This window comes from Streptomyces sp. WY228 (genome assembly GCF_019287315.1).
Classification (GTDB): Bacteria; Actinomycetota; Actinomycetes; order Streptomycetales; family Streptomycetaceae; genus Streptomyces; species Streptomyces caviscabies.
Window position 1 is genome coordinate 2,779,299 of sequence record NZ_CP079114.1, and the last position, 24,886, is coordinate 2,804,184.

A 24,886-nucleotide genomic window follows, 5' to 3' on the forward strand; every position below is an offset into this window, starting at 1 on the left:
ACAGATGACGATGTTCGACACCGTTCTGGTCGCCAACCGCGGCGAGATCGCGGTCCGGGTGATCCGGACCCTGCGGGAGCAGGGGGTGCGCTCGGTCGCGGTCTTCAGCGACGCGGACGCGGACGCCCGGCATGTCCGGGAGGCGGACACGGCGGTACGGATCGGCCCGCCGGCCGCGTCGGAGAGCTATCTGAACGTGGCGGCGCTGCTGGAGGCGGCCCGCCGCACGGGCGCGCAGGCGGTCCACCCCGGGTACGGATTCCTGGCGGAGAACGCGGAGTTCGCGCAGGCGTGTGCGGACGCCGGGCTGGTCTTCATCGGCCCGCCCGCCTCGGCGATCGCGCTCATGGGCGACAAGATCCGGGCCAAGGAGACGGTCGCGGCGTACGGCGTCCCGGTCGTGCCCGGCTCCTCGGGCAGCGGTCTGACCGACGCCCAACTGGAGGAAGCGGCACGGGAGATCGGCACCCCGGTCCTCCTGAAGCCCTCGGCGGGCGGCGGCGGCAAGGGCATGCGCCTGGTCCGCGACGCGGCGGTGCTGGCGGACGAGATCGCGGCGGCGCGACGGGAGGCCCGCGCCTCCTTCGGCGACGACACCCTCCTCGTCGAGCGGTGGATCGACCGCCCGCGCCACATCGAGATCCAGGTGCTGGCCGACGCCCACGGCAACGTGATCCACCTGGGCGAGCGCGAGTGCTCGCTCCAGCGCCGCCACCAGAAGATCATCGAGGAGGCCCCGAGCGTCCTGCTGGACGCGGAGACCCGGGCGGCGATGGGCGAGGCGGCCGTACAGGCGGCGCGCAGCTGCGGCTATGTCGGCGCGGGGACGGTGGAGTTCATCGTCCCGGGCAACGACCCGGCCTCGTACTACTTCATGGAGATGAACACCCGCCTCCAGGTCGAGCACCCGGTGACCGAGCTGATCACCGGCCTGGACCTGGTGGAGTGGCAGCTGAGGGTGGCGTCCGGCGAGCGACTCCCGTACGCCCAGCAGGACATCACGCTCACCGGCTGGGCGATCGAGGCGAGGGTCTGCGCCGAGGACCCGTCCCGCGGCTTCCTGCCCTCCGGCGGTACGGTGCTGGCGCTGCGCGAGCCGCAGGGCGGCGGGGTGCGGACGGACTCGGGGCTCAGCGAGGGCGTGCCGGTGGGCAGCCTGTACGACCCGATGCTGTCGAAGGTCATCGCGTACGGCCCCGACCGCGCGACCGCCCTGCGCAAGCTGCGGGCGGCCCTGGAGGACACGGTGATCCTGGGCGTCCCGACCAACGCGGGCTTCCTGCGCCGCCTGCTGGCCCACCCGGACGTGGTCTCCGGCGACCTGGACACGGGGCTGGTGGAGCGCGAGGCGGAGGGCCTGGTGCCGGACGGCGTTCCGGACGAGGTGTACGCGGCGGCCGCAGCGGTGCGCCTCGACGCCCTGGCGCCCCGGCCGGACGCGGGCGGCTGGACGGACCCGTTCTCGGTGCCGAGCGGGTGGCGGACGGGGGGTGTGCGGGCGCCGCTGGTGTTCCCGCTGCGGGTAGCGGGACGTGAACCCGTTACTCAGAACCCCCCGGCGTCCGCGACGGTCACGGCCGACCGGGTCACGGTCGAACAGGACGGCGCAGTCGTCCACTTCCACCGCTCCGGCGACTGGCTCGGCCGGGACGGCGACGCCTGGCACGTCCAGGACCACGACCCGGTGGAGGCGTCCCTGAGCGGGGCGGGCCGGGGCGGGGCGGACACGCTGGCGGCCCCGATGCCGGGCACGGTCACGGTGGTGAAGGTGGCCGTCGGGGACGAGGTCGAGGCGGGTCAGAGCCTGCTCGTGGTGGAGGCGATGAAGATGGAACACGTGATCGCGGCCCCGCACGCGGGGACGGTCACCGAGCTGGACGTCACGGCGGGCGCGACGGTGGCGATGGACCAGATCCTGGCGGTCGTGGTCCCGGTCGCCGACGGGGAGGACGCATGACCACGTCGGCACTCCCCATGAAGGTCCCGGCCCCGGGTCTGCCCTCCCGGGTCCGGATCCACGAAGTGGGCGCACGTGACGGCCTCCAGAACGAGAAGGGGACCGTCCCGACCGAGGTGAAGGCGGAGTTCATCCGCCGTCTGGCGGTGGCGGGCCTGACCACGATCGAGGCGACGAGCTTCGTGCACCCGAAGTGGGTGCCCCAACTGGCGGACGCGGAACAGCTGTTCCCCCTCCTCGGCGACATCGCGGACGTGGGCGACGTATCCCTCCCCGTCCTGGTCCCGAACGAACGCGGACTGGACCGGGCGCTGGCGCTCGGAGCCCGGTCGGTCGCGGTGTTCGGCTCGGCTACGGAGACGTTCGCGGCGCGCAACCTGAACCGTACGGTCGACGAGTCGCTGGCGATGTTCGAGCCGGTGGTGGCCCGCGCGAAGGCGGACAAGGTCCAGGTGCGCGGATACCTCTCGATGTGCTTCGGCGACCCGTGGGAAGGCGCGGTGCCGGTGGCGCAGGTGGTGAAGGTCGCCAAGGCGCTGATGGACCTGGGCTGCGACGAGCTGTCGCTGGGCGACACGATCGGGGTGGCGACGCCGGGCCACGTGACGGCACTGCTGTCGGCGCTGAACGAGGCCGGAGTCCCGACCCCGTCGATCGGCGTCCACTTCCACGACACGTACGGCCAGGCGCTGTCCAACACCCTGGCGGCGCTCCAGCACGGGGTGACCACGGTCGACGCCTCGGCGGGCGGCCTGGGCGGCTGCCCGTACGCGAAGAGCGCGACGGGCAATCTCGCCACCGAGGACCTGGTCTGGATGCTCGAAGGCCTGGGCATCGAGACGGGCGTCGATCTGGCCGAACTGACCGCAACCAGCGTCTGGTTGGCCGAACACCTGGGCCGGCCGAGCCCATCCCGCACGGTCCGCGCCCTGACCCCTCCCCCTTCTTCCGCCTCCCACAAGGAGTGAGCAACCCATGCCTTTGGACCACCGGCTGACCGCCGAACACGAGGAACTGCGCCGCACGGTCGAGGCGTTCGCGCACGACGTGGTCGCACCGAAGATCGGCGACTTCTACGAGCGCCATGAGTTCCCGTACGAGATCGTGCGCGAGATGGGCCGGATGGGCCTGTTCGGACTGCCGTTCCCGGAGGAGTACGGCGGCATGGGCGGCGACTACCTGGCGCTCGGGATCGCCCTGGAGGAGCTGGCCCGGGTCGACTCCTCGGTGGCGATCACCCTGGAGGCGGGGGTCTCGCTGGGCGCGATGCCGCTCCATCTCTTCGGCACGGAGGAGCAGAAGCGCCAGTGGCTGCCGAAGCTGTGCGCGGGCGAGGCGCTGGGCGCGTTCGGCCTGACCGAGCCGGACGGCGGCTCGGACGCGGGCGGCACGCGCACGACGGCGGTGCTGGACGAGGCGACGGACGAGTGGGTGATCAACGGCTCGAAGTGCTTCATCACCAACTCCGGCACCGACATCACGGAGTTGGTCACGGTCACCGCCGTGACGGGCCGCAAGGAGGACGGCCGCCCGCTGATCTCCGCGATCATCGTCCCCTCCGGCACCCCCGGCTTCACGGTCGCGGCCCCGTACTCCAAGGTCGGCTGGAACGCCTCGGACACCCGTGAGCTGTCCTTCACGGACGTCCGCGTCCCGGCGGCGAACCTGCTGGGCGAACAGGGCCGGGGCTACGCCCAGTTCCTCCGCATCCTGGACGAGGGCCGCATCGCGATCTCGGCCCTGGCCACGGGCCTGGCGCAGGGCTGCGTGGACGAGTCGGTGAAGTACGCGGCGGAGCGCCACGCCTTCGGCAAGCCGATCGGCGCGAACCAGGCGATCCAGTTCAAGATCGCCGACATGGAGATGCGCGCGCACATGGCCCGCATCGGCTGGCGCGACGCGGCCTCGCGCCTGGTGGCGGGCGAACCGTTCAAGAAGGAGGCGGCCATCGCGAAGCTGTACTCCTCGACGGTCGCGGTGGACAACGCCCGCGAGGCGACGCAGATCCACGGCGGCTACGGCTTCATGAACGAGTACCCGGTGGCACGGATGTGGCGCGACTCGAAGATCCTGGAGATCGGCGAGGGGACGAGCGAGGTCCAGCGGATGCTGATCGCCCGGGAGTTGGGCCTGCCGACCTGACCCCTTGCCCCTTTGACGCTCCGACCGCCGCCCCGGCCGCCGTGGATGTGCTCACGGCGGCCGGGGTGCGTCGTGTCGGCCGTGGATCAGCCCTCGCTCTCGCCCTCCGGCGGTACGAGCGCCAGGCGCGCTCACCTCGCCCCACCGAGTCCGAGGACAGGACTGCCCGGGCAGCCGCCCCGGGCTGCCCTTTCGGGACTTCCGTGAATACGCGCCCGTGATGTAGTCAGGAGATAGGCCCGAACCCGACTGCACAGGAAGGCCCTTGATGCGCGCTCAGGACTCGGACAGGACTCCCGGAGCACCCAAGGGCCGCCGTACGGGCGCGGGCTCCGCAGGGCAGCAGGGAGGTGCGCCCGGGGCCTCGCTCGCGGCCCTGCAGCGCAGACTCGGCAACGCCGCTGTCAGCCGGCTGGTCGAGGAGGCGCGGCACCGGCACGACGCGGACTGCGGCCACCCGCAGGACTCCGCGCCCGTACAGCGCTCCGCCGTCCACGACGTCCTGCGCGGCTCGGGGCAGCCCATGGCGACGCCGCTGCGGCAGGAGATGGAGGCGCGCCTCGGTGCGGACTTCTCCGACGTACGTCTGCACACCGGCACGACCGCCCAGCGTTCCGCCGGAGAGATCGGCGCCCGCGCCTACACCTCGGGCAGCAACATCGTCATCGGCGACGGCGGCGCCGACAAGCACACCCTGGCCCATGAACTCACCCACGTCATCCAGCAGCGCCGGGGGCCGGTGGCCGGGACCGCCCGGGGCGACGGGCTACGCGTCAGCGACCCCTCCGACCGGTTCGAACGGGAGGCGGAGGCGACGGCGAACCGCGTCATGTCCGTGCCCGCTCCTCGGACCGGCCGGACCTCGGAACCGGCCCCGGAGCAGCGGCCGGCGGCGGCCGGGGACGCGGCCGTCCAACGCGCTCTGAACACGGAGGACATCGACCGCTGGAAGGAGAGGCTCGGACTGGAGAGCCCGCCCATGGTCGTCGAGGTGCCGCCGGACATGTCATCGGAGACGCCGTTCTCCGAATATCCGGCGGACTGCCGCATGAACCTCACCGCCGAGGTCGCGGCCCTGAACGTGAAGACGGTCACCGGCATGGACGGACCCGACGCCGGACAGATCGTCTCCGCGGCGGGCGGCGGAGCCTACCTCCAGAAGCATCGGATCCTGCTGATCAACCAGGAGGTGACGGGCGACTACACGAAGAATCAGACGATCATGCACGAGCTCGGCCACCAGAAGCAGCAGGAGGGGAACATCGACATCGACCAGACGACGAACAGCAAGGCCCTGGTCGAATACCACAACATCATCTGCAACGAGAACGTGCTGACCCACGCGGAAGACGACCAGGCGAAGCCCCGCTTCTTCTACTCGGGAAGGGGCGACTCCTCGCTCGCCTCGGACACGCGGGCCAGGATGACGGAAGCCGGCTGGGCCCCCATCCCCAAGCTCTGGGACCTCATGCAGCAACATGTGGCCGCACAGGCGAACGACAACGAGAAGCGGCTGCTGCAGGAGATCACGGCGGCACTGGACAGCGAGGAGAACGCTGCCCGTTACGGTGAGAAGACGGGTGGCAAGTTCTCCAAGAGCTACAAGGACACGATCAAGGCGAACCTTGCGGGGCTCTACTTCACCGGCAAGTTCCCGGCGCCCGCGGCGACCTGACCCGTACGGCGGTCACCTCGATGTTCCGGCCGCCGGGCCGCAGTCCAGCTTCTTCGCCACCGCGTCGATGAAGGCACGGAAGGGATCGTTCCAGCGGTCTCCCGGCACCTTGTTGTCCAGCAACAGGTCCTCGTAGGCGTCATTGCGGTGCATGGACACATACGCGGTGCCGTCCGCGCATTCCAGAAGCGCGACCCCGTCCCGGTCCGCGACCGCCGGATCCCGGCCCGCGAACTTCGTCAGGGTCCGGTCCTGGCTGAGGGCGAACGTCAGTTGCGGCTCGGCCGGCCCGTCGAGGTCGAGCGTGCAGGCCCACGCACTGGCGCCCGTCCCCGTGAAACGCTCGCTGCCCGGGGTGGCTCCACCGTCGAAGAACGCGGACTCGGGCAGCCGGAAACCCTTCAGCCCGCATGCGTTCGCCGTGTCGGTGCGGCCAGCCCCGCCCTTCTCCGCAGGGCCGTGCAGGCGGACCGGGCGGGAGAGCTCCGGTGCCGAACAACCGACGTCCCCGGCGATCTGCCGGGCCGCGTGCACGGCGGTGACGGCCAGTGCCTGCCGGTCCGCCGTCCCGTTGCTCACTTCCAGTTCGAGCACCGGTGAGGCGTTGGCGCCGGACGACGGGATCTTGTCCCAGCAGGAGGCAGGCAGCATGACCCAGGCCCGCCTGTCGTCGACCGCACCGGCCGCACCGTCGGCCAAGTAGGACATGGCCGCCGGGTTCTTCCACAGTCGGGTCCGGAACGGGAAGGTGGCGTCCGGACGCGTCAGGTCGACGGTGAGGCTGGCCTGATCGCCGCCGATGAGCTTGCTGCTGCGCTGGACGACGCAGTCGAAACCGTAGGCGTCGCCGGACACCTTCTGCGGCTCCGCCGAGGCGAGGGTGAGCCGGCCGGGCCCGTCCAGTACGGCTCCCGCGTCGTCGGCGGACACTGCACCGGCACAGAAGTCGTCCCGCCCGAGCAGGTCGGTGTTCCACCAGGCGAACAGCCCTGCTCCGGCGATGACGACGGCGCAGACCAGCGCAAGGATCGTCGCTGTGCGCACCCGTGTTGTTCGCCCGGTCATGGTCGTCACTCCTGTTACTTGCGTTCGCGCAGAGCGTCGTAGGCGAGCTCACGCCCGCCCATGTAGCTCTGCCGCGCCTCGCGCTGCGTGGCGCCGATGTCGTCCTTGGACTGGTGGTTCAACGTGCCCCAGTCCTTGACACCGATGTCCCCCGTGGACCACCTGATCGGATCAGCTCATCACCCTACGGATGGGGTTCGCGACCGCACAACCCGCCCCTCCGTCACCCCGGCAACGACGCACCGGAGCGAAGCCGCACCGGGCACACAGCGGTGTGGCCCCGCCGAAGACATCAACGGCGAGGCCACACCATCAGTCAACTTCCGTTTTACCGGGCCCCGATGGGCTGAGGAACCGCCACCCCGTCCTCCGTCACGTACTTCACGCCGGCGTCGTTCTTCGTGATCGTGAACGCGTCCAGGGTCTCCCCCACCTCCTTGTCCGTCGTCGACCTGTCGTCCCACTTGGCGCCGATGACCGCCTCGTACCGGATCGTGTCCTTCGAGACCGTGATGCCCTGGAACGTCGACGTGTGGGCGGCGCGGGCCACCTGGGTCGCGCCGTTGCGGGTCCAGACGTTGTCGTCGGCCGGGGACAGTTCGTAGTACTTGGGGCCGGCCATGGCGACCGCGTAGACCGGGCCCGTCGTCACGCCCGGGGTGTCCGTCGCGTCCGCGTTGACGTAGCCGCGGGCGTACACGTGGTCGTGGCCCATCAGGACCAGGTCGATGTCGTTGCGCTGGAAGACCGGCAGCCAGGCGTCGCGGATCGGCTTCTCGTCGCGGCCCACCGCCGCCGAGAAGACCGGCTGGTGGAAGGTGGCCACCGACCACTTGTTGGGGTTGTTCGCCAGGATGTGGTCGAGCCAGCGGGCCTGGAGGTCCAGCCACAGCTTCTGCGGGTCCGGGCAGTCGACCGAGCAGGACGGGAGGTCCGGCGGGGTCATCAGCTCGCGGGCGTCGTGCGTGCTCGCGTTGAGCGTGATGAAGCGGACGTTCTGGTAGTCCGTGTAGTACGCCGTCTCCACGATCGACTTCGCCATGTGGGCCTCGTACGCCGCCCGTTGGCGTTCAGAAGGTGACTCGTCCTTGGCCGGTGTCGCCGTCGGGCCGTTCGCCGGGTACGCGAACGTGGACTTCCACGTCTTCAGGAACAGGTCCGCGTTGTACTCGTGGTTGCCCGGCGCCGCGATCACGTTGGTCGTCTGGCTGTGGCCGTTCATCGCGCCGAACCACTCGTCCCACAGGCCGTCGTTGCCGCCCGAGTCCACCAGGTCACCCGCGTTGACGCTGCCGATCGCCTTCGGGAAGCGCTGGTACGCCTGGTCGACGACCGGGGCCCACTTCGCCTTCAGGTCGTTCTGGGCGTCGCCGAAGTAGAGGAACGTGAACTCCTCGCCCGGCTTTCCTGCGGAAGTGAACGTGTACCTCTCGCTCAGCTTGGTTCCTGTACCCACCCGGTACTCGTACGGCGTTCCCGGCTTCAGCCGGTCCATCACCGCCGAGTGCGTCCGCGTCGGGACTCCGCTGCTCAGCAACTCCTCGTTCGTCGTCGCCTTCGCCTTGCGCCAGGCCGAGTCGGAGCCCTTCTCGCGGTACTGCACCTCGCCGCTCGTCGTGCCGCTGCCCGTCCGCCACGTCACGGCCTGGGAGGTGGCGGGCGTCTCCGTCGGGGTGAGGACGATGCGCTCCGGGGTCACGCCCGGCGCTTCCAGGTCCGGGTCGGTCGTCAGCGCCACGTCGAAGATGTGCATGATGCCGCGGTCCGTGCCCTGGGGCAGGACCACCGACGTCACGCGCTTCTTACCGTCCAGCACCTGCGGGACCGTGCCGAAGACCACCGTGCGCGTCGTGTCCGACGTGCCGTTGACCTTGTTGCGGCCCTCCGTGGCCACCAACGGGACGTTGCCGTAGAGGTAGTTGGTGCCGGGCGTCCAGTCCGTGAACTGCACCGCTACGTTCTGCGTCGAGCCGTCCTCGTACTCCACCGTCGCCAGGCCCTGCGAGGGGCCGTTCGTCGCCAGGCCGAGGAAGGAGATGCCCGTCGCCTTGACGCCCTTGCCGTTCCGGCCCGCGAGGTCCACGCGCTGGCCGTGCGGGATCCAGTTGTCCGGCTCGGCCTGCCGCGTCTTCGGCCAGGTGAAGGTGACCCCGGTGTCGCCCAGCGGCAGCTTCGCGCCCGGTGCCGCGCCCGCCGCCGCCAGCTTCTCGCGGGAGAGGGAGTTGTCGCTGAGGTCGAGCGAGCCCAGCCTGCCCTGGCCGTCGGGGGTCGAGCCGATGTTGTTGCGGGCGTCGGAGCCGTCCGTGTACGACGGCGGTACGTCGGCCGCACCCGTGCCCCAGGCCTTCGGGGTCTCCCCCATCGTGTAGGTCAGTACGCCGCCCGACCGCGCGAAGTCCTCGTTCAGCCAGGACTTCGTCGTGGGCTTTCCGTTGACCTTCAGGCCCGTGATGTACGGCTTGTCGGCCGCCGCGCCCGCCGCCTTGATCGTGATCCGGCGGTCGCTGTCCGCGCTGTCGATCGTGACCTTGTCGAACATCGGCGAGCTGAGCACCAGGTTCGCCGTCCCGTACACCGCCGGGTTCATCCCGAGGTTCGCCCACACGTACCAGGAACTGAGCGAGCCCAGGTCGTCGTTGCCCGGCAGGCCCGACGGCGTCGTGCCGTACATCTCGTCCGTCGCCCGGCGCAGCACCTCCGACGTCCGGTGCGGCTGCCGCAGCCAGTTGTAGACGTACGGCATCGAGAAGCTCGGCTGGTTGGAGAGGTACGCGCCCGTGGTGTTGTAGACGCCCGCGTCCAGGGCCTTGGTGTGCTCGTCGAGGTCGCGGGTGACGGCCTCGACGCCGCCGCGCTTCTCGATCAGCGTGCCGATGTTCTGCGGGACCATCCAGCCGTACTGGTAGCCCGTCGCCTGCTCGAACTGGTTGCCGCGCTCACCGAGGTTGAAGCCCCGGTCGAAGCCGTTGCGACCGCGCGGGCGGATCCGGTCCGTCTCCGGGTCGAGGAGGTTCTGCCAGTTCTGCGCCCTGGTCATGAACTGCTCGTGGGTCGCCTTCTCGCCCAGGCGGTCCGCCAGTTGGGCGATCGCGAAGTCGTCGATCGCGTACTCAAGGGTCTTCGACGTCGCCGAGTCGCCCTTGCCGTTGTCGATGAACCCGGCACTGAAGTACTGCTGCGCGTGCGCCCGCTTCGTCGTGTCGGCGGGCAGCGACTGCGTCGTCCGCATCGACGTCAGCGCCGCCCTGCGGTCGTAGTCCACACTGCCGAACGCGTCGATCGACGACAGCACCACCTGGAGCGAGTCGCCGCTCATCTTCTGCTGCGACTGGTTCAGATGCGGCCAGTTGGGCCACGCGCCCGTCTGCTTCACCAGGTCCACCAAGGACTGGTTGATGTCGGAGCCGACCTTCGGGAAGAGCAGCGCGATGAGCTGCGCCTGACCCCGGTACATGTCCCAGCCCGCGTACGTCACGTAGTGGTGCCGGCCGGCCGCCACCTTGCGGACCGTGCCGTCGTGGCCCGGGTACTGGCCGTTGACGTCGTCGGCGATGTTCGGGTGGAGGAGGGAGTGGTAGAGCGCCGTGTAGAACTTCACCCGCTCCGACTTCGTCCCTCCGGTGGCCTTCACCGTGGCCAGCGTGTCCTTCCAGACCTTCGCCGTCGCCTTCCGCACCTGGTCGAAGGTCCGACCGCCGGTCTCCTCCTCGGCGTTGCGGGCCGCGTTCGCCACGCTGACGTAGCTCAGCCCGGTCCGCGCGGTGACCGTCGCGCCCTTCGGGAAGACGAGGTACGCGCCCGAACCGTGCCTGGCCTCGCCGCCGCGCGCGCTCGCCGCGCCCGAGGTGACCTCGCCGCCCTGCCAGGTGCCGTACGAGGTGAACGCGCGGTCGAACGTCGAGGAGAAGTAGGCCCGGTAGCGGCCGCCCTCGTCGCACACCGACGCCGTCTCGACCCAGCCGCTGACCGTACGGCCGTCGACCTTCACCTCGCTGTCGAAGACCCGGTTGTTGGAGCCGGCGACGTCCAGGATGAGGGTGGAGGAGTCCTTGCGGGCCGGGAATTCGTAGCGGTTGACGGCGGTACGCGTCGTCGCCGTCAGCTCCGTCTCCACCCCGTTGCCGAGGCCGACCGTGTAGTGGCCGGGCGCCGCCGTCTCGTCGCGGTGGTCGAAGTCCAGGTAGTACGGGTCGATCTTCGTGCCGGGGCTGGTCGGCAGCGCGCCGTCGTCGAGCGTGCCCGTGTACGGCAGGACCGGGAAGTCGAAGGCGCTGAACCGGCCCTCGCAGCCGGTGCCGGACAGCCGCGTCATCCCGAAGCCGCGGATCTTGTCGGCGCTGTACTCGTAGCCGCCCTTCTGGTCGCCGTCCGAGGAGCGGTACGTGGTCGGGCTCGACTGGACCATGCCGAACGGGGTCGTCGCGCCCGGCCAGGTGTTGCCGTACGCGCTGTTGCCCTTGTTCTGCTTCGGGTCCAGCTCCGTGCCGATGAACGGGTCGACGGCGTCGTACGGGCTGATGGCCGAGGCGCGCGGGGTGGCGTCCGCGGCGGGGGCGGTGACGGTGGCCGTGGCGGGCGCCAGGCCCGCGACGAGCGCGCCCGACGTCAGCGCGGCCACGGCGACGGCGCGCAGCCGCCCCCGTCTCGGCCGGGGCGGCGGGTGTGCGGCGGCGGTGGGTTCCCGCATGAGCGGTCCTCTCGGGGGCGGCGGAAGCAGACAGAAGCGCGCGCTCCGGGCCGGGGGGCTAGACAGCGATGGCAAGCGACGTCAAGCGATGACAACGTTGTCCAGGTCCCGTCCGGGCGCGTGCACCACAGTGCTCGGCACAGTTTTCCCGGAGAGGGCCGCCAGGGGAAGCCCTGACCAACAGGCCGTTTCCCGCGATCTTCCGTGCGCGCGGCGCCGAGGCTTCCGCACCGGCCGACCGGACGCCTCAGCGCCAGGCGTGGCGGATCTTCAGCCGCCCGTATCCCATCGCCCCCGAGAAGCGGATGCGCGGCGCGTCGGGGCGGGACGGCTGCCGGGGCCGGTAGCGCAGGTCCTTCCAGCCGGTGGTCAGGTCCTCGACCTCGACGATCGCGTCCCGCGGCACCGTGATGTTCGCGTTGCCGGTGCCGAGGCTCAACTCGATGTCGATGACCGGATGTTCGAGGATCGCCCGGGACAGGTCCAGACGCACCCGCCCGAAGGCGGACTCGACCTTGAGGACCCGAGGCACCCGCCAGGCCCCGCGCCGCGTGATCCGCCCACCGGCGGCGGCGATCGTGGATGTGGTGCCCGGGTCCTCGGCCGGGAGGGAATCCAGGGCCGCCGCGAGTTCGCCGCGGGTCGTGGCGGCGAGCACCTGGCCCAGGCGATCGTCCATCTCCTCGTGCGCGATGCGCTCCTCGGCGTACGCCTCCCGCACGCGCCGCACCGCGCTCTCGCGGTCGTCCGCGCCCACGCGCGTCGAGTCACTTCGCGGAGGTGTGGTCACCGCTCCACCTTAATGCGGCGGCGGCCGGACGGACATGGCGCTGCCGCGCGGCCTCAGGAGACCGCCGCCGCCTCGGCCTCCTGACGGCGGTCGTAGTCGGCACGCGCCTTCGCGATCTCCTGCTGGTGGCTCTCGGTCCAGTCGACGAGCGACCTGATCGTCGCGTGCAGGGTCGCGCCCAGCTCCGTCAGCTCGTACTCCACGCGCGGCGGGACGACGGGGTAGACCGTGCGCCGCACCAGACCGTCGCGTTCGAGCTGGCGCAGGGTCACCGTCAGCATGCGCTGGCTGATGCCCTCGATGAGCCGGCGCAGCTCGGAGAAGCGCAGGGTGCGGCGTTCCAGGTGGGCGATGGCGAGCAGCGACCACTTGTCGGCGACGCGGTCGAGGATCTGCCGCACCTCGCAGCCCTCGCGGACGTCCCACTGGCTGATGTCGTAGTCCGGACCGGCGTCGGTATCCGCGCAGTGACTCGGTGACTTCGAAGTGCCTTCTTCCATACCTCCCCACGGTGCCGCAAGCTTCGAGTGGTTACAAGAGAGAACCGACCGGCGATCCGGTAACTCGACTCTGTCTCGCGCTGCTTGAGGCCTCCGCGCGCGAACCCCTGTTCATTCAACCGCTGTTGCGGCGGATCGCCATGCCCATTTCGTCCGCGCCCAAGGAGAAGTCCCGTGTCCTCATCACCGTCCCTTCCGAGATCGAGCAGCGACCGCATGACCGGGCGCGCCTGGGGTGTGCTGCTCGTGCTGTGCGGCGCGATCTTCCTCGAAGGCATCGATGTGGCCATGCTCAATGTGGCCCTGCCCGCGATCCGCGAGGATCTGGACCTGTCCACCGGCACGCTCCAGTGGGTGATGAGCGCGTACGTCCTGGGCTACGGCGGTTTCATGCTGCTGGGCGGACGGGCGGCCGATCTGTTCGGCCGGCGGCGGATGTTCGTCCTCTGGCTCGTGGTGTTCCTGCTCTTCTCCGGGCTGGGCGGGCTGGCCACCGAGGGCTGGATGCTGATCACCGCCCGGTTCGTCACCGGCGTCGCCGCGGCCTTCATGACCCCGGCCGGCCTGTCGATCATCACCACCGGATTCCCCGAGGGGCCGCAGCGCAACAAGGCCCTGCTCGTCTACGCGGGCACCGCCGCGGGCGGCTTCTCCATCGGCCTGGTCGTCGGCGGGCTGCTCTCCGCCGTCGACTGGCGCTGGGTGTTCTTCGCGCCGGTCGTCCTCTCCTTCGGCATCCTGCTCGCCGCGCTCGCCCTGATCCCCGCCCCGCCGCGCCCGGACCGCACCGGCAAGGGCGTCGATCTGGCCGGTGCGGTCACCGTCACCGCCGGGATCCTGCTGCTCGTCCTCGGTGTCGAGCGGGCCACGCACGCCTCGGCCGGCTGGACCGTCGGCACGATCGGCGCGGCCCTGCTGCTCTTCCTCGCGTTCGTCCTGATCGAGCGCGCCTCGTCCTCGCCGCTGGTGCGCCTGGGCATCTTCCGCAGCGGGGCGCTGGTCCGCGCCAATGTGTCGGGGCTGCTGTTCGCCGCCGGGTTCTTCGGCTTCCAGTTCATCGCCGTGCTCTACCTCCAGGAGCTGCGCGGCTGGTCGTCCCTGCAGACCAGCTTCGCGCTGATCGTCATCGGTGTGGACGCGGTCCTCTCGCCGCTGCTCACCCCGAAGCTGGTGGCCCGGTTCGGCAACGCCCGGGTCATCTTCGGCGGGCTGCTCGTCGCGTCGCTGTCGTACGCGCTGTTCCTGCCGATCTCCGCCGACTGGACGTACGCGGCGATGTTCCCGGGCCTGCTCCTCCTGGGGGTCTCCTTCTCGCTGGTCTATGGTCCGCTCACCATCACGGCCACCGACGGCATCGCCGAGGAGGAGCAGGGGGTGGCGGGCGGTCTGCTCTACACGTCCTTCCAGTTCGGCGCCGCGCTGGGGCTGTCCGCGGTGGCCGCCGTCAATATCGCTGCCACGGACGGGAGTTCGCCTTCGGCACTGCTCGACGGTTACCGGGCGGCCCTGGTCGTCCCGCTGGTCGCCGCTCTGGTCGCCGCCGCCGTCAGCGCGTTCGGGCTGCGCACGCGGCGGGCGACGACTCCGGGCAGCGGCGCCTCGGCCGATGCCGGCGGGGTCGAGCAGCCCGCCGGGGTCGGGGCCTGAACGCGCGGAGGCAGGAGCTGAAGGGCGCGGGGGTGCGGCCGGAGACCATCCGGGCGTGCCCCCGCCGCCGCGTGTCGCCGCCTGTTCCCACCACCGCGTGTCGCCGCCTATTCGGTCGACACCCCTCCCCCGCGTCCGGCAGAGTCCCGTCATGGATCACAGGGAGACCACCCCCCCCGGACACTGGCCGCTCTACGGGCTCCGCCTGCGCACTCCGCGCCTGGAACTGCGCCTGCCCTGCCTCGACCTCCTCGACGAGCTGGCCTCCGTGGCGGCCGACGGGGTGCACGATCCGGACCGTATGCCGTTCAGCGTGGCATGGACCGACGGGTCGCCCGAGGCCGTGGGGCGGGCGGTGTTCCAGCATCTGCTGGGGACCGTGGCCGGCTGGTCCGTGGACGACTGGACGCTCAGCCTGGCAGTGCTGCACGAGGGGAAGGTCGTCGGGCGGCAGGATCTGATGGCGCGCGGCTTCGGGGTGCGGCGGCAGGCGGAGACCGGGTCGTGGCTCGGACTCCCTTACCAGGGGCAGGGGTTGGGTACGGAGATGCGCGCCGCCGCCTTGCACCTCGCGTTCGCCGGGCTCGGCGCGCGGTACGCCGTCTCCGCTGCTATGACCGACAATCCGCGTTCGCTGGGGGTCTCGCGGCGGCTCGGATACGCGGACGACGGCCTGGAGACGGATGTCGTGCGCGGGGCTCCCGTCACGCTGCGGCGGCTGCGGCTGGACCGGGCCCGGTGGGAGGCGCACCGGAGCGTGGACGTGACTGTGGAGGGGCTCGACGCCTGCCGGGCGGAGTTCGGGGTCTGAGGAAGGCGCGTCGACGACCACCCCTTACGAAGCAAGGTTAGGCTAACCTTCCTTTGGATCGCCCCAGTCGGAAGCCGGGCCCGTCCGCCCGCCGCTCCGGCCCGTCCGGAGGAGCCCCCGTTGACGTCGACGACCGCCACCACCCCCGAAGTCACCCCGTTCCGGCTCTTCGACCTGGCCGTTCTGCGGACCAGGCGGCTGGGCCCCTCCATCCTGCGGATCACGCTCGGCGGCGCGGGAATCGAGGGCTTCAGCGGCGGGGGCCGCGACCAGAGCCTGTCGGTCCTGCTGCCCCGCCCGGGACAGGACGAGGCCGTGGTTCCGGCGGGCGACAGCGGGACCTGGCACGAGAAGTGGCGGGCGCTGCCCGAGGGCGAGCGGGCGGTGATGCGCACGTACACCGTACGGGCCCAGCGGCTGCGGGCCGACGGTTCGACCGAGGTGGATCTCGACTTCGTCCTGCACGGCGACGGCGGGCCCGCCTCCCGCTGGGCACGGACGGCCGCGCCCGGCGACCGGCTCAAGGTGCTGGGGCCCGCGGTGGCGGACAACACCGCCGTACGTTTCCACCCGCCGGCCGACACCGACTGGGTGCTGATCCGGGCCGACGAGTCCGCCCTGCCCGCCGCGGCCGCCGCGCTGGAGTGGCTGCCCGCGGGGCTGCCGGCCCGGGTCTGGCTGGATATTCCGTGCACCGAGGACCGGCAGGCGCTGAACACCGCGGCGAAGGCCCGGATCAGCTGGCTCGTCCGGAGCGAAGGGGCGGCCCGCTGCGTGGAGGCGGTGCGCGCGGCCGAGTTGCCGCAGGGCACCCCGTACGCGTGGATCGCGGGCGAGGCGTCCGGGGTGCGGGCACTGGACCACCACCTGATCCGGGAGCGGGGCTTCGGCCGGGAGCGGGTGACGTGCGCGGAGTACTGGCGGCGCGGACTCAGCGAGGACCAGTCGCGGGAGGCGGCCGCCACGGCGCGGGCCGCCGGGAGCGGGGCCGTGGAACGGCCGGAAGGGAAACGCGAGGGCCGAGTGGAGGGATAGAGGGCGGAAAGCGGACAAGCCGCCCGCTCCCAGAGGGCACGGGGAATGATCGATTCCGAGTTAGGTTAGGCTCACCTTACTTCGGCATCGCGCCCTCGTCCCCCCTTCCTGCCCGGAGGGCCGCGATGAAGTTCCCCTCACCCGGGAGGACCCTTTTATGCGTGCGCACCTGCTCAACAACACGACTGCGGAGCACTATCGGAGCACCGTCTCCGCAGGCGTGGAACGGGTAGCGGCCACGCTCGCCGCCACCGATCGCCCCTTCAGCGGGGTCGGTGTCGACGAGCTCTCCCCCGTCGTCGACGCGATCGACCTCGACCGGCCGCTGGGCGATGCCGCCGCCGCCCTGGACGAGCTGGGCGAGGTCTACCTCCGCGACGCCGTCTACTTCCACCACCCCCGCTACCTGGGGCACCTCAACTGCCCCGTCGTCATACCCGCCGTGCTCGGCGAGGCCGTGCTCTCCGCGATCAACTCCTCCCTGGACACCTGGGACCAGAGCGCGGGCGGCACCCTCATCGAACGCCGGCTGATCGACTGGACCACCGAGCGGATCGGGCTCGGCCCGGCCGCCGACGGGATCTTCACCAGCGGCGGCACCCAGTCCAACCTCCAGGCCCTGCTGCTGGCGCGGGAGGAGGCGAAGATCCGGCCGGAGCACCTCACCCGGCTGCGGATCTTCACCTCCGAGTGCAGCCACTTCAGCGTGCAGAAGTCCGCCAAACTCCTCGGCCTCGGCCCGGACGCGGTCGTCTCCGTGCCCGTGGACCGCGACAAGCGCATGCGGACCGTGGGGCTCGCCCGCGCGCTGGAACAGTGCGTCGCCGAAGGAGCCGTGCCGATGGCCGTCGTCGCCACCGCCGGCACCACGGACTTCGGCTCCATCGACCCGCTGCCCGAGATCGCCGCGCTCTGCGAGCAGTTCGCCGTCTGGATGCATGTGGACGCCGCGTACGGCTGCGGGCTGCTCGCCTCCCGTGCCCGCGGCGGCCTCCTCGAAGGCATCGCGCACGCCGACTCGGTCACCGTGGACTTCCACAAGTCCTTCTTCCAGCCCGTCAGTTCATCGGCCGTACTGGTCCGCGACCGGGCCACGCTGCGCCACGCCACGTACCACGCGGAGTATCTGAACCCGCGCCGGATGGCCGAGGAGCGGATACCCAACCAGGTCGACAAGTCCCTTCAGACGACCCGCCGGTTCGACGCGCTGAAGCTGTGGATGACGCTGCGCGTCATGGGCGCGGACGGCATCGGCGAACTGTTCGACGAGGTCTGCGACCTGGCCGCCGAGGGCTGGCAGCTGCTCGCCGCCGATCCGCGCTTCGACGTGGTCGTCGAGCCACGGCTCTCCACGCTCGTCTTCCGCTACATCCCGTCCGGTGTCACCTCCCCGGGCGACATCGACCGCGCCAACCTCTACGCCCGCAAGGCGCTGTTCGCCTCCGGCGAGGCGATCGTCGCGGGCACCAAGGTGGGCGAGCGCCAGTACCTGAAGTTCACCCTGCTCAACCCCGAAACGACCGTGCACGACATCGCCGCGGTCCTCGACCTGATCTCCGGCCACGCCGAGAAGTACCTGGGAGACTCCCTTGACCGCGCTTCCTGAACCCCACGACTTCATCGGGATCGGGCTCGGCCCGTTCAACCTCGGTCTCGCCTGTCTGACCGAGCCGATCGACGAACTGAACGGCGTCTTCCTGGAGTCCAAGCCGGACTTCGAGTGGCACGCCGGAATGTTCCTCGAAGGGGCCCATCTCCAGACGCCGTTCATGTCGGACCTGGTCACCATGGCCGATCCGACCTCGCCGTACTCCTTCCTCAACTACCTGAAGGAGCGCGGCAGGCTCTACTCCTTCTACATCCGGGAGAACTTCTACCCGCTGCGCACCGAGTACAACGACTACTGCCGCTGGGCCGCCGGGAAACTGAGCAGCATCCGGTTCGACGAGACCGTCGAGACGGTGACGTACGACGAGGGCGACGGGCTCTACACCGTGACCACCGTCTCCGGCGAGGCGTTCCGGTCCCGGCATCTGGTCCTCGGCACCGGAACGCCGCCGCACATCCCGGAAGCCTGCCAGGGTCTCGGCGGCGACTTCCTGCACAACTCCCGTTATCTGGACGGGAAAGCCGAACTCCAGAAGAAGAAGTCGATCACCCTGGTCGGCAGCGGGCAGAGCGCGGCGGAGATCTACTACGACCTGCTCTCCGAGATCGACACCCACGGCTACCGGCTCAACTGGGTCACACGCTCCCCGCGGTTCTTCCCGCTGGAGTACACCAAGCTGACGCTGGAGATGACCTCCCCGGAGTACATCGACTACTTCCACGCGCTGCCCGAGGAGACCCGCCACCGGCTGGAGACGGGGCAGAAGGGGCTGTTCAAGGGCATCGACGGGGAACTGATCGACGCGATCTTCGACCTGCTCTACCAGAAGAACCTGCCGGGCCCCGTGCCGACCAGGCTGCTCACCAACTCCGCCCTCGTGAGCGCCCGTTACGACGAGGACGGCGGTGCGTACAGCCTCGGCCTGCGCCAGGAGGAGCAGGGCAAGGACTACGAGCTGACCACCGAGGGCCTGATCCTCGCCACCGGCTACCGCTACGAGGCGCCCGCCTTCCTCGCGCCGATCACCGGCCGGCTGCGCCACGACAGCCGGGGCCGCTTCGACGTGGCCCGCAACTACAGCATCGACACCACCGGGCGCGGGGTCTTCCTCCAGAACGCCTCGGTGCACACGCACTCGATCACCTCGCCCGACCTCGGCATGGGCGCCTACCGCAACGCGTACATCATCGGCGAACTGCTCGGCCGCGAGTACTACCCGGTCGAGAAGTCCATCGCCTTCCAGGAGTTCGCCGTATGAGCCGCCCCGACAAACGCCATGCCGAGGAACTCGGCACGTTCACCGTCCGCCCGCTGGCCCCCGCCGCCGACGCCGCGCTGGTGCACCGCTGGGTGACCCACCCCAAAGCCGCGTTCTGGCTGATGGGCGACGCCGGACTCCCGGACGTGGAGCGGGAGTACCGCGACATCGCGGCCCACCCGCACCACGACGCGTTCATCGGGCTGCACGACGGCGAGCCGGCCTTCCTGATCGAGCGGTACGACCCCACCGAAGTCGAGCTGAAAGGGCTGTACGAGGCGGAGCCCGGCGATGTCGGGATGCACTTCCTCGTCGCCCCCACCGACACCCCGGTGCACGGCTTCACCCGGGCCGTGATCACCGCCGTGATGGATTTCCTGTTCGCCGACCCGTCGGTGCGCCGCGTCGTCGTCGAGCCCGACGTGACCAACAGCGCCGTCCAGGCCCTCAACAAGGCCGTCGGCTTCGAGGTGCTCCGGGAGATCGCCAAACCGGAGAAGGACGCACTGCTCAGCGCCTGCACCCGTGAGCAGTTCGAAGCAGCAACCGGAGGTAACGACCGATGACGACCGCCCTCACCGACAGCGTCGCCCACCTCTCCCCGGAGCGCTGGGCCACCGCAAACCGACTGCTGGTACGCAAAGCACTGGCGGAATTCAGCCATGAACGGCTACTCGCTCCCACCCCGATCGGCGACGGCCGCTTCACCGTCCGTAGCGACGACGCCTCCACCGAGTACCGTTTCACCGCGCGCCTCTTCGCCCTGGACCACTGGCAGGTCGAGGCCGAGACCATCACCCGGCACCGGCACGGCTCCGAACTCCCGCTGGACACCCTGGAGTTCTTCACAGAGATGCGGCACACCCTCGGGATCTCCGAGGAGATCCTGCCGGTCTATCTGGAGGAGGTCTCCTCCACCCTGGCCGGAACCGCCTACAAACTCACCAAGGAACCGGCCACCTCCCGCCAGCTCGTCGCCGCCGGCTTCCAGGCCATCGAGACCGGGATGACCGAGGGCCACCCGTGCTTCGTCGCCAACAACGGACGGCTCGGCTTCGGTGTGGACGAGTACCGGGCGTACGCCCCCGAGACCGCCGCGGAGATCCGGCTGGTCTGGCTGGCCGCCCGCCGGGACCGGGCCACCTTCACCGCGGGCGCCGGTCTCGACTACGACACGCTGATCACGGACGAACTGAGCGAGGCGACCCGGGAGCGCTTCGACGGCGCGCTGCGCGGGCTCGGCCTCGACCCGCAGGACTACTTCCTGCTGCCGGTCCACCCCTGGCAGTGGTGGAACAAGCTCGCGGTCACCTTCGCCGGAGAGCTGGCCGAACGGCATCTGGTGGTGCTCGGCGAGGGCGAGGACGGCTATCTCGCCCAGCAGTCGATCCGGACGTTCTTCAACGCGGACCACCCCGAGAAGCACTACGTGAAAACGGCGCTGTCCGTGCTCAACATGGGCTTCATGCGCGGGCTCTCGGCCGCCTACATGGAGGCCACCCCGGCGATCAACGACTGGCTGGCCGGTCTCGTCGAGCGCGACGACCTGCTGCGCGGGGCCCGGTTCTCGATCATCCGGGAGCGGGCCGCGATCGGCTACCACCACCGGTCCTACGAGGCGGCCACCGTCAAGGGCTCCCCGTACCGGAAGATGCTCGCCGCCCTGTGGCGCGAGAGCCCGGTGCCGGGCCTCCGGCCGGGCGAGCGGGTCGCGACGATGGCCTCGCTGCTCCACACCGACCACGAGGGCGGCTCGGTGGCCGGGGCGCTGATCGCCGAGTCGGGGCTGGACCCGCAGGCGTGGCTGCGGCACTACCTGGACGCCTATCTGGTGCCGGTGCTGCACAGCTTCTACGCCTACGACCTGGTCTACATGCCGCACGGCGAGAACGTGATCCTGGTCGTGGAGGACGGGGTCGTCACCCGGACGATCTTCAAGGACATCGCCGAGGAGATCGCGGTGATGGACCCGGACGCGGTGCTGCCGCCGCGGGTCGAGCGGATCCGGGCCGAGGTGCCCGAGGACATGAAGCTGCTGTCGGTCTTCACCGACGTCTTCGACTGCTTCTTCCGCTTCCTGGGCGCGGGGCTGGCCACCGAGGGCGTCCTGGACGAGGACACCTTCTGGCGGACGGTCGCCGCGTGCGTACGCGACTACCAGGAGTCGGTGCCGTATCTCGCGGACAAGTTCAAGCAGTACGACCTGTTCGAGGCGGAGTTCGCGCTCTCCTGCCTCAACCGCCTCCAGCTGCGCGACAACCAGCAGATGGTCGATCTCAACGACCCGGCCGGCGCACTGCAGTTGGTGGGCCGGCTGAAGAATCCGATCGCCGGGTTCTGAGCCCGGCCGCCGGATCACGGCGGCCTCCCGGCCGGTGAGCGCCCGGGGACGGTCCCCCGGGTGCTCACCTTCTTGGGCGCGCCCCGGAGGCGGGCTGGCAGAATCGCGGCCATGGCGGAAATCATCCAGCGGGACGGAACGTGGACGTTCGACGGCGACACCGTGCGCATCGTGCCGGGCGGAAAGGCGCACCCGGTCCGGCAGGCGCTGGGTGAGACGGCCGTGCCCCTGGAGGCGGTGGCGGGCATCTCCTTCGAGCCGGACCGCAAGGGCGGGCGGCTGCGGCTGCGGCTGCGCGGCGGCGCCTGCCCGGTGCTGCGGGCCGCCGACGGCCGGCTCAAGGACGGCGCCGACCCGTACGCCCTGACCGTGGAGAAGGACCGCACGGGGGTCGCGGAGTACTTCGTCGACGAGGTCCGCAACGCGCTGCTGATCGAGCAGGTGCCGGACGGGCCCGTGGACCGCTTCCTGCTGCCCGGCCCCACCCTGCCGGTCTCCGGCGGGGGCGGCGACGGCACGGCGTCCTTCGACGGCGAGACCGTCCGGCTGACCTGGAACTGGAAGGCCGAGGAGTCCAAGACCTCGGCCGGTCCGACGTCCTTCCCGCTGTCCCGGATCGCGGGCGTGCGCTGGCTGCCCGCGATCGGGCTGGAGAACGGCTATCTGCGCTTCGAGCCGGCCGAGGGCCCCTCCTCCGCGCCGCCGAAGTACGACACGTACTCCCTGGACCTGTGGGGGATGTCGAAGAAGGAGTACACCGCGGTCGTGGTCGCGGCGGCGGTCCTGACGCGGCTGCCCGGGGCCCGTGCGGTGCCCGCCGCCCCGGAGGCGCCCCCGGCCCTGACCAAGGCGGCCGAGCCCGCGGCACCGCCCGCGGGCGACCACGACGCGCTGCTGCGGCGGCTGCGGGAGCTGGGCGAGCTGCACCGGGCCGGGGTCCTCACCGACGAGGAGTTCAGCACCGCGAAGCAGGCCGTTCTGCGCAGCATGTGAGCCGATCCGGGCGCCTTTCCCGACCCCCCTGCCCGGAATCGGGCAGATTTCTTGCATAAGCGCGCCCCGGCACGCAATATCGACGGGTGCTGGAACGCCGCTCGTCGCACGACGACCTCATCGACCACCTCGTACGCTCCACCGCGCTCCAGCGCGGTGAGGCGGCCCGGGTGATCCTCGACGTGCTGGCGTACTTCGACGAGAGCACCGACGACTTCGTCCGCCGCCGCCACCGCGAACTGCAGTCCGGCGGCCTGGTCAACACGGAGATCTTCGAGCGGATCGCGGCCGAGCTGCCGCACCGCGCCGTGGCGCCGCCGGAGCTCTCGCTCCGCCAGCTGCGCCGCATCGTCTACGGCTGAGCGAGCCGGGCGCCCGTGCGCGGGGCGCCGCACCGCATGCAGATACGTGTACGTCGATGGAGGGGCAGAGAAATCCATGTGCGGGATCGTCGGATACATCGGGAAGCGTGACGTCGCTCCGCTGCTGCTGGAAGGGCTGCAGCGGCTGGAGTACCGGGGCTACGACTCCGCGGGCATCGTCATCACGAACAAGGCCGCGGCGGGCAGGCCGGGCACGCTGAAGATGGTCAAGGCCAAGGGCCGGGTCCGCGAGCTGGAGGCCAAGGTCCCCAAGCGGTTCGCCGGCACCACCGGCATCGCGCACACCCGCTGGGCCACCCACGGCGCCCCGAGCGACGAGAACGCCCACCCGCACCTGGACGCGGAGAACAAGGTCGCCGTCGTCCACAACGGGATCATCGACAACGCCTCCGAGCTGCGCGCCAAGCTCGTCGCCGACGGGACCGTCTTCCTCTCGGAGACCGACACCGAGGTGCTGACCCACCTGATCGCCCGCGCCCAGGCCGAGACCCTGGAGGAGAAGGTCCGCGAGGCGCTGCGCCACGTCGAGGGCACCTACGGCATCGCCGTGCTGCACGCCGACTTCAACGACCGCATCGTGGTCGCCCGCAACGGCTCGCCGGTCGTCCTCGGCATCGGCGAGAAGGAGATGTTCGTCGCCTCCGACGTCGCCGCCCTGGTCGCCCACACCCGCCAGGTCGTCACGCTGGACGACGGCGAGATGGCCACCCTGAAGGCCGACGACTTCCGTACGTACACCACGGAGGGCTCGACCACGACGGCCACCCCGACCACCGTGGAGTGGGAGGCCGAGTCGTACGACATGGGCGGCCACGACACGTACATGCACAAGGAGATCTCCGAGCAGGCCGACGCCGTGGACCGGGTGCTGCGCGGCCGGATCGACGACCGGTTCTCCACCGTGCACCTGGGCGGCCTCAACCTGGACGCGCGGGAGGCGCGCGGGGTGCGCCGGATCAAGATCCTCGGCTGCGGCACCTCGTACCACGCGGGCCAGATCGGCGCCCAGCTGATCGAGGAGCTCGCCCGGATCCCCGCCGACGCCGAGCCGGCCTCCGAGTTCCGCTACCGCAACCCGGTCGTGGACCCCGACACCCTGTACGTCGCGGTCTCCCAGTCGGGCGAGACGTACGACGTGCTGGCCGCCGTCCAGGAGCTGAAGCGCAAGGGCGCCCGCGTCCTCGGCGTGGTCAACGTGGTCGGCTCCGCCATCGCCCGTGAGGCCGACGGCGGTACGTACGTCCACGCGGGCCCGGAGGTCTGCGTGGTCTCCACCAAGTGCTTCACCAACACCGTGGTCGCCTTCGCGCTGCTCGCGCTGCACCTGGGCCGGATCCGTGACCTGTCGGTCGCGGACGGCAAGCGGATCATCGACGGGCTGCGCCGGCTGCCGGAGCAGATCAGCGAGATCCTGGCGGGCGAGGACGAGATCAAGCGGCTCGCGGCGGAGTACGCGGACGCCAAGTCGATGATGTTCATCGGCCGGGTGCGCGGCTATCCGGTGGCCCGTGAGGCCTCGCTGAAGCTGAAGGAGGTCTCGTACATCCACGCCGAGGCCTACCCCGCGTCCGAGCTGAAGCACGGACCGCTCGCGCTGATCGAGCCCGCGATGCCGACCGTGGCGATCGTGCCGGACGACGATCTGCTGGAGAAGAACCGCGCCGCGATGGAGGAGATCAAGGCCCGCAGCGGCCGGATCCTCGCCGTCGCCCACCAGGTGCAGGAGAAGGCCGACCACACCATCGTCGTGCCGAAGAACGAGAACGAGCTGGACCCGATCCTCATGGGCATCCCGCTCCAGCTGTTCGCGTACCACACGGCCCTCGCGATGGGCCGCGACATCGACAAGCCGCGCAACCTGGCGAAGTCCGTGACGGTCGAGTAGACGGCTCCGCACGGACGTTGGGCCCCGTACCGCCAGGCAGGCGGTGCGGGGCCCAACGCGTGCCGCTCCAGGGCTTCCTGGCGGCCACTCAGGTCGCCCGGGTCCCGT

At 70.7% G+C, this 24,886-nt stretch carries 18 protein-coding genes; 14 read left to right on the forward strand and 4 right to left on the reverse strand.

The window, feature by feature from the left end; genetic code table 11:
• Positions 1-4 precede the first annotated feature (4 nt).
• The 4 genes from KV381_RS12010 (at position 5) to KV381_RS12025 (ending at position 5,774) form a co-directional block, all read left to right on the forward strand.
• A complete protein-coding gene (locus KV381_RS12010; RefSeq protein WP_218785192.1) occupies positions 5-1,957 on the forward strand; it encodes an acetyl-CoA carboxylase biotin carboxylase subunit in 1,953 nt (650 codons plus the stop codon).
• Positions 1,954-2,925: a hydroxymethylglutaryl-CoA lyase gene (locus KV381_RS12015; RefSeq protein WP_218785193.1), complete on the forward strand. Its 972-nt coding sequence runs from the start codon at positions 1,954-1,956 to the stop codon at positions 2,923-2,925. Before KV381_RS12010 ends, KV381_RS12015 begins: the two co-directional genes overlap by 4 nt.
• 7 nt (positions 2,926-2,932) lie before the next feature.
• A complete protein-coding gene (locus tag KV381_RS12020) occupies positions 2,933-4,099 on the forward strand; it encodes an acyl-CoA dehydrogenase family protein (protein ID WP_030632017.1) in 1,167 nt (388 codons plus the stop codon).
• Between the two features lie 268 nt (positions 4,100-4,367).
• The gene (locus KV381_RS12025) at positions 4,368-5,774 is read left to right on the forward strand and encodes a DUF4157 domain-containing protein (RefSeq protein ID WP_086778908.1); all 1,407 of its coding nucleotides are present in this window, start codon (positions 4,368-4,370) and stop codon (positions 5,772-5,774) included.
• A gap of 12 nt (positions 5,775-5,786) precedes the next feature.
• Here the strand turns inward: KV381_RS12025 and KV381_RS12030 are convergent, their stop codons facing one another.
• The 4 genes from KV381_RS12030 to KV381_RS12045 all read right to left on the reverse strand — a co-directional run bounded on the left by KV381_RS12030 (position 5,787) and on the right by KV381_RS12045 (position 12,816).
• Positions 5,787-6,839, reverse strand: coding sequence for a hypothetical protein (locus KV381_RS12030; RefSeq protein ID WP_218785194.1), 1,053 nt, complete (start codon positions 6,837-6,839; stop codon positions 5,787-5,789).
• Positions 6,840-7,167: 328 nt separating this feature from the next.
• Positions 7,168-11,526, reverse strand: a complete 4,359-nt coding sequence (locus KV381_RS12035; RefSeq protein ID WP_218785195.1) for a GH92 family glycosyl hydrolase — start codon at positions 11,524-11,526, stop codon at positions 7,168-7,170.
• A gap of 247 nt (positions 11,527-11,773) precedes the next feature.
• Positions 11,774-12,316 carry a DUF1707 domain-containing protein gene (locus tag KV381_RS12040; protein WP_230543661.1) on the reverse strand — a complete coding sequence of 181 codons (543 nt, stop codon included), beginning with the start codon at positions 12,314-12,316 and terminating at the stop codon, positions 11,774-11,776.
• Positions 12,317-12,369: 53 nt separating this feature from the next.
• Positions 12,370-12,816: a helix-turn-helix domain-containing protein gene (locus KV381_RS12045; RefSeq protein ID WP_098023856.1), complete on the reverse strand. Its 447-nt coding sequence runs from the start codon at positions 12,814-12,816 to the stop codon at positions 12,370-12,372.
• Positions 12,817-13,032: 216 nt separating this feature from the next.
• Here KV381_RS12045 and KV381_RS12050 point away from each other — a divergent pair, with 216 nt between their 5' ends.
• From KV381_RS12050 to glmS, 10 genes are all read left to right on the forward strand, one after another.
• On the forward strand, positions 13,033-14,463 hold the full coding sequence (locus KV381_RS12050) for an MFS transporter (protein WP_030085353.1): 1,431 nt from the start codon (positions 13,033-13,035) through the stop codon (positions 14,461-14,463).
• 151 nt (positions 14,464-14,614) lie between these two features.
• Positions 14,615-15,274: a GNAT family N-acetyltransferase gene (locus KV381_RS12055; RefSeq protein ID WP_218785196.1), complete on the forward strand. Its 660-nt coding sequence runs from the start codon at positions 14,615-14,617 to the stop codon at positions 15,272-15,274.
• 120 nt (positions 15,275-15,394) lie between these two features.
• Positions 15,395-16,309 carry a siderophore-interacting protein gene (locus KV381_RS12060; RefSeq protein WP_218785197.1) on the forward strand — a complete coding sequence of 305 codons (915 nt, stop codon included), beginning with the start codon at positions 15,395-15,397 and terminating at the stop codon, positions 16,307-16,309.
• 157 nt (positions 16,310-16,466) lie between these two features.
• A complete protein-coding gene (locus tag KV381_RS12065) occupies positions 16,467-17,915 on the forward strand; it encodes an aspartate aminotransferase family protein (protein WP_086778900.1) in 1,449 nt (482 codons plus the stop codon).
• On the forward strand, positions 17,899-19,176 hold the full coding sequence (locus tag KV381_RS12070; RefSeq protein ID WP_098023852.1) for a lysine N(6)-hydroxylase/L-ornithine N(5)-oxygenase family protein: 1,278 nt from the start codon (positions 17,899-17,901) through the stop codon (positions 19,174-19,176). The genes KV381_RS12065 and KV381_RS12070 overlap by 17 nt, the downstream gene beginning before the upstream one ends.
• On the forward strand, positions 19,173-19,742 hold the full coding sequence (locus tag KV381_RS12075; RefSeq protein ID WP_098023851.1) for a GNAT family N-acetyltransferase: 570 nt from the start codon (positions 19,173-19,175) through the stop codon (positions 19,740-19,742). Before KV381_RS12070 ends, KV381_RS12075 begins: the two co-directional genes overlap by 4 nt.
• The gene (locus KV381_RS12080; protein ID WP_218785198.1) at positions 19,739-21,517 is read left to right on the forward strand and encodes an IucA/IucC family siderophore biosynthesis protein; all 1,779 of its coding nucleotides are present in this window, start codon (positions 19,739-19,741) and stop codon (positions 21,515-21,517) included. The genes KV381_RS12075 and KV381_RS12080 overlap by 4 nt, the downstream gene beginning before the upstream one ends.
• 111 nt (positions 21,518-21,628) lie before the next feature.
• Positions 21,629-22,510, forward strand: coding sequence for a DUF4429 domain-containing protein (locus KV381_RS12085; RefSeq protein WP_030085339.1), 882 nt, complete (start codon positions 21,629-21,631; stop codon positions 22,508-22,510).
• Between the two features lie 86 nt (positions 22,511-22,596).
• The gene (locus KV381_RS12090) at positions 22,597-22,872 is read left to right on the forward strand and encodes a hypothetical protein (RefSeq protein WP_003968990.1); all 276 of its coding nucleotides are present in this window, start codon (positions 22,597-22,599) and stop codon (positions 22,870-22,872) included.
• A 76-nt stretch (positions 22,873-22,948) separates the two neighbouring features.
• Positions 22,949-24,778: a glutamine--fructose-6-phosphate transaminase (isomerizing) gene (gene glmS, locus KV381_RS12095; protein ID WP_030085336.1), complete on the forward strand. Its 1,830-nt coding sequence runs from the start codon at positions 22,949-22,951 to the stop codon at positions 24,776-24,778.
• The last annotated feature ends 108 nt before the right edge of the window (positions 24,779-24,886 follow it).

Excerpts from the sequence above, each read along its gene's own strand:
- KV381_RS12010 (WP_218785192.1), top strand. The coding sequence starts at position 5 with ATGACGATGTTCGACACCGTTCTGGTCGCCAACCGCGGCGAGATCGCG.
- KV381_RS12015 (WP_218785193.1), top strand. The coding sequence starts at position 1,954 with ATGACCACGTCGGCACTCCCCATGAAGGTCCCGGCCCCGGGTCTGCCC.
- KV381_RS12020 (WP_030632017.1), top strand. The coding sequence starts at position 2,933 with ATGCCTTTGGACCACCGGCTGACCGCCGAACACGAGGAACTGCGCCGC.
- KV381_RS12025 (WP_086778908.1), top strand. The coding sequence starts at position 4,368 with ATGCGCGCTCAGGACTCGGACAGGACTCCCGGAGCACCCAAGGGCCGC.
- KV381_RS12030 (WP_218785194.1), bottom strand. The coding sequence starts at position 6,839 with ATGACCGGGCGAACAACACGGGTGCGCACAGCGACGATCCTTGCGCTG.
- KV381_RS12035 (WP_218785195.1), bottom strand. The coding sequence starts at position 11,526 with ATGCGGGAACCCACCGCCGCCGCACACCCGCCGCCCCGGCCGAGACGG.
- KV381_RS12045 (WP_098023856.1), bottom strand. The coding sequence starts at position 12,816 with ATGGAAGAAGGCACTTCGAAGTCACCGAGTCACTGCGCGGATACCGAC.
- KV381_RS12050 (WP_030085353.1), top strand. The coding sequence starts at position 13,033 with ATGACCGGGCGCGCCTGGGGTGTGCTGCTCGTGCTGTGCGGCGCGATC.
- KV381_RS12055 (WP_218785196.1), top strand. The coding sequence starts at position 14,615 with ATGGATCACAGGGAGACCACCCCCCCCGGACACTGGCCGCTCTACGGG.
- KV381_RS12065 (WP_086778900.1), top strand. The coding sequence starts at position 16,467 with ATGCGTGCGCACCTGCTCAACAACACGACTGCGGAGCACTATCGGAGC.
- KV381_RS12075 (WP_098023851.1), top strand. The coding sequence starts at position 19,173 with ATGAGCCGCCCCGACAAACGCCATGCCGAGGAACTCGGCACGTTCACC.
- KV381_RS12080 (WP_218785198.1), top strand. The coding sequence starts at position 19,739 with ATGACGACCGCCCTCACCGACAGCGTCGCCCACCTCTCCCCGGAGCGC.
- KV381_RS12085 (WP_030085339.1), top strand. The coding sequence starts at position 21,629 with ATGGCGGAAATCATCCAGCGGGACGGAACGTGGACGTTCGACGGCGAC.
- glmS (WP_030085336.1), top strand. The coding sequence starts at position 22,949 with ATGTGCGGGATCGTCGGATACATCGGGAAGCGTGACGTCGCTCCGCTG.